Source organism: Pseudomonas sp. IT-P4, assembly GCF_949767755.1.
Lineage (GTDB): Bacteria > Pseudomonadota > Gammaproteobacteria > Pseudomonadales > Pseudomonadaceae > Aquipseudomonas > Aquipseudomonas monachiensis.
Genome location: NZ_CATKPX010000039.1, coordinates 33,864 through 45,621, shown reverse-complemented (window position 1 = coordinate 45,621; position 11,758 = coordinate 33,864). Strand labels below are relative to the sequence as shown.

Sequence of the window (11,758 nt, the reverse complement as noted above, 5' to 3'; positions counted from 1 at the left end):
TTCGCGCCGGGGGTACTCGCGGTGCAGGTGGAAGAGGAAGTCCTGGCCCCGGAAATCGTGACGGCCGCGCAGGATGTGCTCGACGATTTCCGGCACCGACCGGTGCTGGTAGATCCGGTATTGCCGGCCCCGCGCGAGCAGCGCCAGACGCGGTTGCAGGGTGACTTCGTAGCGTGCCTCGTCGACGGAAGCGGACAGGCGTTTGAAGCCACTGATTACCCCGTGCAAGGTGCGCAGCGGCTTGACTTCGGACGGTTCGAAGATCAGCGACGAGACCTTTTCCGGCAGTGCGTGCAGGCTGAAGCTGGCGGGTTGGCCAAGCATGAGCTCGGCGTCGATGTCGAGTTGGCTGGAGGTGAACTCGATGTGGTAGCTGAACGGCTGGCTGAGGTGTTCTTCGCCGTGGAAGGCCAGGACGTCGAGGGGGGCGTCCAGCTCCCGGACCCAGAGTGTGTGGCGGCTGTGGTCGAACAAGGTGCGCAGTACGTTGGACAAAATCAGGCCTCCCTGGGCTGTTGAAGCGGACGGGGAGGCTTCGTTGCCTCCCGCGTTCAAGCGCTCGACAGCTTTCAGGAAGGTAAAAAAGGTTGATATAGGAAGCATCCGACGCTCGCGTAGGATGCATCCGAGTGTTGATGCAACGTACCTGTAGGACCGTTCGCGATTTTGTCGGCGCCAGGTGCAGCGGCTGCTTTTTGACAGGGTTAAAACAATGGAGCCGAGCGCTGTGGCGAGGAAGCCGCTTCCTGCGCCACAAGGTTCAGCACTTAATCCAGCGGAGCGACGTTATCCAGTGCGCGGTTGACTGCCAGGTCGGCCAGCATGATCACCTGTTGGATACCCAGCAACATGCTGCGCTGCGGGCCGTCCAGGAAGGTGGCGAAATCGCTGGCCATGACGCTTGCCGAGGCCAGTGATTCGCAGGCATGGGCCAACAGGCTTTCGGTGTCGATGTCGGGTGCAATGACGAACATCGTGCTGGGATTGTGCGGTGCGTTGCTTTTCAGGATGGCGGGTTTTAGATGGAGTCTGGAAGCGCGGTGGGTGGCGCTTTCGGCTTCTGATTCAGGGGGATTGGGCGTGTGTTTAACCATGGCGCGTCTCCTATGAAAACTCGAACCACCATGACCTATCGCTAAACAAGTAAGGGTGGCAGCTGTACGCAGGTTAGCGATCCGGGACACAGGAACCCCGGGTAGACCCGCAGGTCTCCCACGCACAGCCGCCATGACACAAATTGCAGACATGAAAGACTGCACTTAAGTCTGGGGCGCTGTGACGCCTATGAATGGTTTGGATCGCTAAACCCGGCCGCTGGATTGGCAGCGGCGCGCAAACGATAGAGACCAGGGTCCTAGCGCACAAGCCGGCGGATTCTGGCGTAGTTGTAGGCAATGGCGCAAGGCGGTGTAGTTGCACTTCGAGTCCTACAACCGCTCTGGATTTGTCCGCCGCAAACCCCTGTAGCGAGCTTGCTCGCGAGGGATCCGGATTCGCCATGAATGCCTGCGTCATTGTTCACTGGGAATCAATGTCCCCTGGTGGAAAACCATCTGCCACTGCTCGCCCCGATTACGCCAGATGGAGCTACGCAAACTGTGGACTGCGCCGGGATGGCCGTGGCTGTCGACGTAACAATGATAAGTCACCAAGGCGGTCTCTTCTGACAATGCCTTGATGGCAAAATGGCTGATGCTCCGTTGGATAAACGACTCATGGGGCAACTGCTCGACCACCTCGGCCTTGCTCCAGATGCCGCCAATGGCGCTGAACTCGATAAAGTCATCCGCGAGCAAGCGTGAGATTTCTTCAGCATTTCGTCGAGTCGTGTGTGACAGGAGGCGTTGTTCAAGTTGCAGCAGTGTTTGCGACAGATCCATGGCGCTTGTCCTTTCCTGAGTTGTGCAGGTTCAGTGCTCCTGGCGCATCAGCCAATCCCGATCTCTTCCTTGAACTGCTCCACAAACCCCTTCAAACGCTCATGACGAACCTGCGCCAGACGTTGCCCCGTCGCAGTCTGGAAACCGTCTGCCAGGTGCAGCAGCTTGGTCTGGAAATGGTCGATACAGAAGCGAGTGTCGTCATAGTCGCGGTCATTGGCCTGTTGATCATGCTGCGTCCTTTGAGTAAACGTGCCGATCGCGGAAGTCCTGTCCTGCGTACATCCCGCGAATCCTGCGAGGAATTCTGTGGGAGCACAAGCGTTCTGGAAGGCGGAACACGCTTTGATCTTTTCGGCATAACTTTTATTCCAAACCAGTCTCCAAACCCATGGCATTTTCCCCCGATCGACAACGTCCAACTGGAGAACCCGGCTGATCGGAACTAGATTTGACTCAGCGCCAGACAGGCACTCAACGAAAGGACGGAATCGGCTATGAACAGATTGTTTCGCGTTTTACTGCTGTTGAAGGTGATGGTGATGCTCTCGCTCGGCACTTCGATGGCGTGGGCCGAGTGTATCGATCATGGGGAACAGGCTTCGAGCGGGCAGGCGGGTTATGCGGGGTTGATGATCGCCAAGTCCGAATCGGAACCGGGAGATCAGGGGCAGGGTGGTGCGGACAACGACGATGACTCGACCACCGACGAGCCGGACACCGATGAAGAAGAGGGCGACAGCCAGACGTAGTCGCTCGATAGCGGGCAAAAGAAAACCCCTTCTACCTGAGTGATGCTCAATCGAGGTGGAAGGGGTCGGGTTAACGCGTATTTACTTGAACTGCTCAATCCCTGTGGGAGCGGGCTTGCTCCGGGCGGCGTTCCGACGAAAGCGATCTGTCAGTCGACATTGATGTTGACTGGAATGACGCCTTCGCGAGCAAGCCCGCTCCCACATTTTTTATGCCGCGCCGTCGAGGAATTGCTCGGCGTAGTGGCAAGCCACCTGGCGGTTGTCGAGCAGGCGCAGGGCCGGCTCTTCAGTGCTGCAACGCTCGGTGGCGTACGGGCAGCGCTTGTGGAAGGCGCAGCCGGACGGCGGGTTCAGCGGGTTGGGCAGTTCACCGACGATCTTGATTTTTGGCTTGTCCGGATCCGGGTGGATGGCCGGCGTCGCCGACAGCAGCGCCTGGGTATAGGGGTGCAGAGGGCGTGAGTAAATGTCCTCTTTCGTGCCCATTTCCACCGGACGACCGAGGTACATCACCATCACGTGGTCGGCAACGTGGCGTACCACTGCCAGGTTGTGGGAGATGAACACGTAGGCGGTGTTGAACTCTTGCTGCAAATCCATGAACAGGTTGAGCACCTGCGCCTGAATCGACACGTCCAGCGCCGAGGTCGGTTCGTCCGCCACCAGCACTTTCGGTTGCAGCATCATCGCCCGGGCCAGGGCGATTCGCTGGCGCTGGCCGCCGGAGAACATGTGCGGATAACGCTGATAGTGCTCGGGACGCAAGCCCACCTGCTTCATCATCGCCTGGACTTTCTCGCGACGTTCGGAGGCGCTCAGGCTGGTGTTGATCAGAAGCGGTTCTGCAAGCTGATCACCGACTTTCTGCCGTGGGTTCAACGAGGCGTACGGGCTCTGGAACACCATCTGCACGTCTTTGCGCAGTTGCTTGCGCTGGGCCTTGTCGGCCCCGGCAACTTCCTGCCCGGCGATTTTCAAGGAGCCGGAGGACGGCTCTTCGATCAGGGTCAGGGCACGTGCCAGGGTGGACTTGCCGCAACCCGACTCGCCGACGACAGCGAGGGTCTTGCCGGCTTCCAGTTCGAACGACACGCCGTTGAGGGCGCGCACGGTGGCGTGCCCCTTGAACAGGCCTCGGGACACCTCGTAGTGACGGGTCAGGTCGCGGGCGGTAAGAACGACGGCCATTACGCCACCTCCTGGTTCAGCGGGTAGAAGCAGCGAGCGAGGCTGTTGCTTTTCTGGTCAAGGGCCGGACGTTGTTGACGGCAGTTGTCTTTCACGTACGGGCAGCGCGGCGACAGCAGGCAACCCTGCGGACGGTCGTAGCGACCGGGCACGATGCCCGGCAGGGTCGACAAACGCGCGGCGCCGAGGCTGTGTTCCGGAATCGCCTTGAGCAGCGCTTCGCTATACGGGTGCGCCGGGATGTCGAACAGTTGCGGCACCTGACCGACTTCGACCGCCTGGCCGGCGTACATCACGCACACGCGCTGGGCGGTTTCGGCCACGACGGCGAGGTCGTGGGTGATCAGCACCAGGCCCATGTTCTGCTCTTTCTGCAACGCCAGCAGCAGGTCCATGATCTGTGCCTGGATGGTCACGTCCAGCGCCGTTGTCGGTTCGTCGGCGATCAGCAGTTTCGGTTCGCCGGCAATCGCCATGGCAATCGCGACACGCTGGCTCATGCCACCGGACAGTTGATGCGGGTAAGCGTCCATACGGCTGGCGGCACCCGGGATCTCGACTTTTTCCAGCAGTTCGATGGCGCGTTTGCGGGCCGCCTTGCCGGACATTTTCAGGTGCAGGCGCAGCACTTCTTCAATCTGGAAGCCGACGGTGTAGCTCGGGTTCAGCGCGGTCATCGGATCCTGGAAGACCATGGACAGGTCTTTACCGACGATCTGTCGACGCTGACGATTGTTGAGCTTGAGCATGTTCTTGCCGTCGAAGTTCAGGGCGTCAGCGGTGACGATCCCCGGATGCTCGATCAGGCCCATCAGCGCCATCATGGTCACGGATTTGCCGGAGCCGGACTCGCCAACGATGGCCAGCACTTCGCCCTTGTCCACTTTCAGGTCGAGGCCATCGACCACTGGCGTGGCGTTTTTGTCGCCGAAGCGAACGTTGAGATTCTTGATTTCTAGCAGTGACATGGGAATCTCCTCAGGCGGCGTTCTTGAGTTTCGGGTCCAGCGCATCGCGCAGGCCGTCGCCCATCAGGTTGATTGCCAGCACGCTGAGCAAAATGGTCAAACCAGGCAGGCTCACCACCCACCAGGCGCGTTCGATGTAGTCGCGGGCCGAAGCCAGCATGGTGCCCCACTCAGGGGTTGGCGGTTGTACGCCAAGGCCGAGGAAGCCCAGTGCGGCGGCATCGAGGATCGCCGAGGAGAAGCTCAGGGTGGCCTGAACGATCAGCGGCGCCATGCAGTTGGGTAGCACGGTGACGAACATCAGGCGCGGCAAGCCGGCACCGGCCAGGCGCGCGGCGGTCACGTAGTCGCGGTTCAGTTCGCCCATCACCGCAGCGCGGGTCAGGCGAACGTACGACGGCAGGGACACCACGGCGATGGCGATCACGGTGTTGATCAGGCCAGGGCCGAGGATGGCGACGATCGCCACGGCCAGCAGCAGGGACGGCAGGGCCAGCATTATGTCCATCAGACGCATGATGGTCGGACCGAGCACGCGCGGGAAGAACCCGGCGAACAGGCCCAGCAGGATGCCCGGAATCAGTGACATCACCACCGACGACAAGCCGATCAGCAGCGACAGGCGCGAACCCTGGATCAGTCGCGACAGCAGGTCGCGGCCCAGTTCATCGGTACCGAGCAGGAACTGCAGTTGCCCACCTTCGAGCCAGGCTGGCGGGGTCAGCAGGAAATCGCGGTACTGCTCGCTAGGATCGTGAGGGGCAACCCACGGGGCGAAGATGGCGCAGAAAATCACCAGCAGCATGAACATCAGGCCGGCGACGGCGCCTTTGTTCTTGGAGAACGCTTGCCAGAATTCTTTGTATGGAGACGGGTACAGCAGGCTTTGATCGACTGCTACCGATGGAATTGGAGTGGTCATGGTCATGATCTCAGCGCTGATGACGGATGCGTGGGTTGGCAAAGCCGTAGAGGATGTCCACTACGAAGTTGACCAGAATCACCAGGCAGGCGATTAACAGGATGCCGTTTTGTACGACCGGGTAGTCCCGGGCACCAATGGCTTCGATCAGCCATTTGCCGATGCCGGGCCACGAGAAGATGGTTTCGGTCAGGACCGCACCGGCCAGCAGCGTTCCGACTTGCAGGCCGACCACCGTCAGTACCGGGATCAGCGCGTTACGCAGGCCGTGTACGAACACGACGCGCGCCGGCGACAGGCCTTTGGCCTTGGCGGTGCGAATGTAGTCTTCACGCAGCACTTCGAGCATCGACGAGCGGGTCATCCGCGCGATCACTGCCAGCGGAATGGTGCCGAGCACAATGGCCGGCAGGATCAGGTGGTGCAGGGCGTCGAAGAAGGCGTCCGGCTCGTCGGCCAGCAGCGTGTCGATCAGCATGAAGCCGGTGCGCGGCTCGATGTCGTAGAGCAGGTCGATCCGCCCGGACACCGGGGTCCAGCCCAGGCTCACCGAGAAGAACATGATCAGGATCAGGCCCCACCAGAAGATCGGCATCGAGTATCCCGCCAGGGAGACACCCATCACCCCATGGTCGAACAGGGATCCTCGCTTGAGTGCCGCGATCACCCCGGCCAGAAGGCCCAGGATGCCGGCGAACAACAGGGCGGCCATGGACAGTTCCAGGGTCGCGGGGAACAGGGAGGTGAATTCGCTCCACACACTTTCACGGGTACGCAGGGATTCCCCGAGATCGCCGTGGGCCAGCTTGCCGATGTAATCCAGGTACTGGGCATACAGGGGTTTGTTCAGACCTAGGCGTTCCATTGCCTGAGCGTGCATTTCGGGATCGACCCTGCGTTCTCCCATCATGACTTCCACGGGGTCGCCCGGGATCATGCGAATCAACGCGAAAGTCAGCAGGGTGATGCCGAAGAACGTGGGGATCAATAACCCCAGTCGGCGGGCAATAAAACTAAACATCGTGTGTTGTACCTCATCAGCCGGTTAGGCGTGCCCGGCATGCCTGGGTCAGGAATGCCGGGAGTTTTCTTATTACTTCACCTGGGTGGTGGCGAAGTTATTCGTGGTCAGGGGGCTAATGTGATAGCCCTCTACGTTGTTGCGCATTGCGGTAAACATTCTAGTGTGGGCCAAGCTGATCCACGGTTGGTCCTGGTTGAAAATAAGCTGGGCCTGCTCGTACAGGGCTGCACGCTCGGCCGGGTCGGTTTTTTCCCGGGCCTGATCGATCAGGGCCTGGAACTTGTCATTGCACCAGCGCGCGTAGTTTTCGCCGTTCTTGGCCGCTTCACAACTGAGCATAGGCGTCAGGAAGTTATCCGGGTCGCCGTTATCGCCCGCCCATCCGGCGGAAACCATGTCGTGCTCGCCGTTTTTCGCGCGTTTGAGCATTTCGCCCCATTCCATCACGCGAATGTCGATCTTGATCCCGACCTTGGCCAGGTCGGCCTGCATCATCTGCGCACCGAGCATCGGGTTCGGGTTGGTTGCACCGCCTCCGTTGCGGGTGAACAGGGTGAAGGTGGTGCCTTCCGGTACGCCGGCTTCCTTGAGCAGGGCACGGGCCTTGTCCAGATCGCGGACCGGGTTCTTCAGGGTGTGGTTGTAGCCCAGCAGGGTGTCCGGGAACGGGTTGACGGCGGCTGTTGCATTGCCCTTGCCGAACAGCGCGTTGACAGCCGCTTCCTTGTCGAAGGCGATGTCGATGGCTTTACGCACCCGTACATCGCTAAGGTACTTGTGCGTGGTGTTGATGGCGATGTACGCGACGGTCATCGCATTCAGCTCATCGACTTTCAGCTTGTCGTCTTTCCTGATGCTCGGAATGTCATCCGGTTTTGGATACAGCGCGACCTGGCACTCGTTGGCCTTGAGCTTCTGCAGGCGCACGTTGTTGTCGGTGGCGATGGCCAGGATCAGCGCATCAGCCGGAGGCTTGCCTCGGAAGTAGTCCGGGTTGGCCTTGAAGCGAACCTGGGCGTCCTTGTTGTAGCGCTGGAAGACGAACGGGCCGGTGCCGACCGGCTTGTTGTTCAGGTCGCCGGTCTTGTTGGCCTTGAGCAACTGGTCGGCGTACTCGGCGGAGTAGATCGACGAGAAGGCCATGGCGATGTCGGCCAGGAACGGCGCTTCGCGACGGGTCAGGGTGAACTTGACCGTGTTGTCGTCGACTTTCTCGACGCTTTTCAGCAGTTCCTTGAAGCCCATGCTTTCAAAGTACGGGAAGCCCACGCTCGACAGTTTGTGCCATGGATGAATCGGGTCCAGCTGGCGCTGGAAACTCCAGACCACGTCGTCGGCATTCATGTCGCGGGTCGGCTTGAAGTATTCGGTGGTGTGGAACTTGACGCCTTTACGCAGATGAAACGTGTAGCTCAGACCGTCTTCGCTGATGTCCCAGGAATCGGCCAGTGCCGGAATCACTTCGGTGGTACCGGGCTTGAAGTCTGCCAGGCGATTGAAGATGGTTTCGGCCACCGCATCGGCTGTGACTGCAGTCGTGTACTGGACCATGTCGAAGCCTTCGGGGCTGTTTTCGGTACAAACCACCAGGGGTTTGGCCGAGACACCAACAGCGACACTGAGCAACGCAGCCGCGATGGCCGCACGTAGGGGAAGCATTTTCATCAAGAACCCTCTGCAATCAGTTAAAGGACAAAAGCCGAACGGCCGATCCGTCATTGAATCAGCCGTTCGGCACGGGCATTACAGGATGTTGAACGGAACCGTGGTCACGAGACGGAACTCGTTGATGCTGCCATCAGCCTGGTTTTCGCTGGCACGGTGAGCGGTGTAGGTGCCGCGAATCGTGGTGGCCTTGAGCGGGCCGCTCTGCACGGCGTAGGTCGCGCCGATGCCGTATTCATAGTGGTGTTCGCCATCCTGGGACTGGATGCCATCGTAACCCTTGCCTGCCACGCCGCCGTTGCCGGTGTAGTGAGTACCGTCGATACCCCAGCCGCGAGCCTGGTAGATGTTGAACTTCAGGCCTGGCACGCCGTATTCGGCCATGTTCAGACCGTAGGCAACCTGGAACGATTTTTCGTTCGGGCCGTTGAAGTCCGACAGCAGGGAGTTGGCCAGGTAGATACCGTTGGTTTCGTGCAGGTAGTCGAAGTACTCGTTACCGTTCACTTCCTGATACGAGAGGGTCAGGGTATGGGCCTGGTGGGTCAGGCCGAACGACAGCGAGTAGGTGTCGTTGTCGATATCGCCGATCAGGGCTTTACCGGTTTCCTTGGTTTTGTAGTAGTTCAGGCCGGTGGTCAGGCTCAATACCTGGCTGTCGCCCAGTACGTGGGAGGCGCCGAAGTAGTACTGGTTCCAGATGTCTTCAGCCTGGGTCGCCCAGAGGCTGGTGGTCAGGCTGGCAAATGGGGTGTAGGTGATACCGCCGGTGTGAACGTGGTCGGTTTCGACGATGCCGTTGGCGTATTCGGTGCGGAATTTGCGCTGGCTTTCTTCGGTACGCGGTGAGTTGCGGTCGAAGGTGGCCAGGTCGAAGGCCAGGTTGTTCAGCTCTTCGCTGTGCAGGGCCACGCCCTGGAAGCTCGAAGGCAGTGCACGGTTACCGATTACGTCGACCATCGGGCTGCTGAAGTTCATGCGGCCGGCGGTCAGGGTGCTGTTGGAAACACGGGCCTTGACGTTGGCCAGGCCCAGTTTGCTCCACTGGCCTTGAGCGTCGCCGCCCTCTTTGGTCAGGGTACGGTTGTTGCCCGCGCCTGGACGACTGCCTGGTGCGCCGCCGTTGTTCGACGCCAGGTCTTTGCGGTCCTGGTCCAGGGCGATGGCGTTGTACGCCGCCACTTCAGTGCTGAAGCCCACGGTGCCTTCGGTGAAGCCCGAGTTGTACTTGAGGATGGTGCCCTGGACCCAGTTGATCCGGCGATCGGTCGGGGTCGAAACGCCGTCTTTTTTGTAGGCGAATTTGGCGCCGCGGTGCAGTTGCTCATTGGCGTACCAGTTACGCGTGGTGCCGGTGATCGACTGGCCTTCGACAAAGCCAGTGGCTTCGCTCTGGGCGTTTTTCTCGTTCACGGTAACCGGGGTGAAAGCCTGGCTTTGGGTTTCTGCGTAAGCCGTGGCGGTTACGCTGCTGATGGCCAAGGCCAATAACGCGGTGCTGCTCAGTTTCATGGGTAAAGCTCCTTACTTTCTTTTTTTTATGCCGGTCTTTTTTTGTGATCCGGCTATTGGTTTAGAACTCATTCACGGCATCGCAAACGTTTGCTGTCGGCCAAATTGACAAAAGACGGCAAAGCGTCTGCGTGAGGGCGGAAAATCCGCCCCCCGGCATTTCTGGCTAATCGGTTATTTTTCGATGCTGACACCCGAGAAAACATTGCGACCGAACGGGCTCACCTTGAACCCTTCGATTTTGGCGCTCAGCGGCTGGTTGACCGTTGAGTGGGCGACCGGCGTGATCGGTACCTGCTGCTTGAGGTACTGCTGCGCCTGTTTGTAGAGCTGGGTGCGCTGTTCACGGTCGGTGACGACCTTGGCCTGCTTGATCAGCTTGTCGTAGGCCGGATCACACCACATCGAGTAGTTGTTGCCGCCAATGGCGTCGCAGCTGTAGAGCGTGCCCAGCCAGTTGTCCGGATCACCGTTGTCACCGGTCCAGCCGATCAGGCTGATGTCGTGCTCGCCATTCTTGGTGCGCTTGATGTACTCGCCCCACTCATAGCTGACGATCTTGACCTTGAGGCCGATCTTCGCCCAGTCAGCCTGGAGCATCTCGGCCATCAACTTGGCGTTGGGGTTGTACGGACGCTGGACCGGCATGGCCCAGAGGGTGATCTCGGTGCCTTCCTTGACGCCGGCAGCCTTGAGCAGCTCCTTGGCTTTTTCCGGGTTGTAGGCGGCGTCCTTGATCGTGTCGTCGTAGGACCATTGGGTTGGCGGCATGGCGTTGACCGCCAGTTGCCCCGCGCCCTGGTAGACGGCATTGAGAATGCCTTGCTTGTTCACCGCCATGTCCAGCGCCTGGCGCACTTCGAGCTGGTCGAAGGGTTTGTGGCGCACGTTGTAGGCGATGTAGCCGAGGTTGAAGCCAGGCTTCTCGATCAGTTGCAGGGCCGGGTCGCTCTTCAGCGCGGTTACATCGGCAGGGCGTGGATGCAAGGTGATCTGGCACTCGCCGGCCTTGAGTTTCTGCACGCGCACCGAGGCGTCGGTGTTGATGGCGAAAATCAGGTTGTCGAGCTTGACCCGGCTCGGGTCCCAGTAATGCTGGTTGCCGGTGTAACGGATGTTCGAGTCTTTCTGGTAGCTCTTGAACACGAACGGCCCGGTGCCGATCGGCTTCTGGTTGATGTCGCTCGGCTTGCCCTCGGCCAGCAGCTTGTCGGCGTATTCGGCCGAAAGGATGGCGGCGAAGCTCATGGCGATGTTCTGGATGAACGCGGCGTCCACGCTATTGAGCGTAAAGACCACGGTCAGCGGCCCGGTCTTTTCGACCTTGGCGATGTTCTTGTTCAGGCTCATGCCGTTGAAGTACGGAAACTCTGTCGGATAAGCCTTACGGAAAGGTTGTTGCGGGTCGAGCATGCGATTGAACGTGAACAACACGTCATCGGCGTTGAAGTCCCGGGTCGGCGTGAAGTATTTGGTGGTATGAAACTTCACCCCTTCGCGCAGGTGGAAGGTGTATTTGAGGCCGTCCTCGGAAATATCCCAGCTCGTGGCCAGGCCCGGTACGACGTTGGTCGCGCCTTTTTCAAACTCTGCCAATCGGTTGTATAGCGGCTCGGCGGCGTCGTTGTCAGTCGCAGTGGTGTACTGCGCCGTGTCGAAACCGGCGGGGCTGCCTTCGGAGCAGAACACCAGGCTGTTGTTGGCGGCCTGGCTGATGGAAGTGGCGCCCAACAGACCGGTGCCCAGCAAAGCGGATAAAACCAGGGTATGGCGCATAACGCTTCCTTTTCTCTCAAATGTTGTCAATGAGCCGCCGTCCCGTGCGCGGACGTAGAGGCATCACT

Annotated in this window: 11 protein-coding genes and 1 pseudogene; 1 reads left to right on the top strand and 11 read right to left on the bottom strand. The window is 59.8% G+C overall.

Annotation, left to right across the window (positions count from 1 at the left end; genetic code table 11):
- The 4 genes and pseudogenes from ACM6IT_RS17190 to ACM6IT_RS17175 form a co-directional block, all read right to left on the bottom strand.
- Positions 1–495 (bottom strand): contractile injection system protein, VgrG/Pvc8 family (locus ACM6IT_RS17190; RefSeq protein WP_414918396.1); only part of this gene is annotated, 495 nt, incomplete at its 3' end.
- A 272-nt stretch (positions 496–767) separates the two neighbouring features.
- Positions 768–1,094 carry a DUF6124 family protein gene (locus tag ACM6IT_RS17185; RefSeq protein WP_414914028.1) on the bottom strand — a complete coding sequence of 109 codons (327 nt, stop codon included), beginning with the start codon at positions 1,092–1,094 and terminating at the stop codon, positions 768–770.
- 417 nt (positions 1,095–1,511) lie between these two features.
- Positions 1,512–1,880: a DUF4440 domain-containing protein gene (locus ACM6IT_RS17180; RefSeq protein WP_414914027.1), complete on the bottom strand. Its 369-nt coding sequence runs from the start codon at positions 1,878–1,880 to the stop codon at positions 1,512–1,514.
- A gap of 47 nt (positions 1,881–1,927) precedes the next feature.
- Positions 1,928–2,110: pseudogene (locus ACM6IT_RS17175) on the bottom strand (phosphohydrolase); the annotation flags it as partial.
- Between the two features lie 267 nt (positions 2,111–2,377).
- On the opposite strand from ACM6IT_RS17175, the gene ACM6IT_RS17170 reads away from it, so the two are divergent.
- Positions 2,378–2,632: a hypothetical protein gene (locus tag ACM6IT_RS17170; protein ID WP_409078301.1), complete on the top strand. Its 255-nt coding sequence runs from the start codon at positions 2,378–2,380 to the stop codon at positions 2,630–2,632.
- A gap of 210 nt (positions 2,633–2,842) precedes the next feature.
- On the opposite strand, the gene ACM6IT_RS17165 is transcribed toward ACM6IT_RS17170, so the two are convergent.
- The 7 genes from ACM6IT_RS17165 to ACM6IT_RS17135 form a co-directional block, all read right to left on the bottom strand.
- A complete protein-coding gene (locus ACM6IT_RS17165; protein ID WP_056728287.1) occupies positions 2,843–3,823 on the bottom strand; it encodes a peptide ABC transporter ATP-binding protein in 981 nt (326 codons plus the stop codon).
- The gene (locus tag ACM6IT_RS17160) at positions 3,823–4,791 is read right to left on the bottom strand and encodes an ABC transporter ATP-binding protein (RefSeq protein ID WP_056728291.1); all 969 of its coding nucleotides are present in this window, start codon (positions 4,789–4,791) and stop codon (positions 3,823–3,825) included. Before ACM6IT_RS17160 ends, ACM6IT_RS17165 begins: the two co-directional genes overlap by 1 nt.
- A 10-nt stretch (positions 4,792–4,801) precedes the next feature.
- Entirely contained in the window at positions 4,802–5,713 is a 912-nt protein-coding gene (locus ACM6IT_RS17155; protein WP_056728293.1) for an ABC transporter permease subunit, read from the bottom strand.
- Positions 5,714–5,723: 10 nt separating this feature from the next.
- Positions 5,724–6,734, bottom strand: coding sequence for an ABC transporter permease subunit (locus ACM6IT_RS17150; RefSeq protein WP_056728294.1), 1,011 nt, complete (start codon positions 6,732–6,734; stop codon positions 5,724–5,726).
- A 72-nt stretch (positions 6,735–6,806) separates the two neighbouring features.
- Positions 6,807–8,402, bottom strand: a complete 1,596-nt coding sequence (locus ACM6IT_RS17145; RefSeq protein WP_414918395.1) for an ABC transporter substrate-binding protein — start codon at positions 8,400–8,402, stop codon at positions 6,807–6,809.
- A 78-nt stretch (positions 8,403–8,480) separates the two neighbouring features.
- Positions 8,481–9,914, bottom strand: a complete 1,434-nt coding sequence (locus tag ACM6IT_RS17140) for an OprD family porin (RefSeq protein ID WP_056728298.1) — start codon at positions 9,912–9,914, stop codon at positions 8,481–8,483.
- Positions 9,915–10,088: 174 nt separating this feature from the next.
- A complete protein-coding gene (locus tag ACM6IT_RS17135) occupies positions 10,089–11,690 on the bottom strand; it encodes an ABC transporter substrate-binding protein (protein WP_414914026.1) in 1,602 nt (533 codons plus the stop codon).
- Positions 11,691–11,758 lie beyond the last annotated feature (68 nt).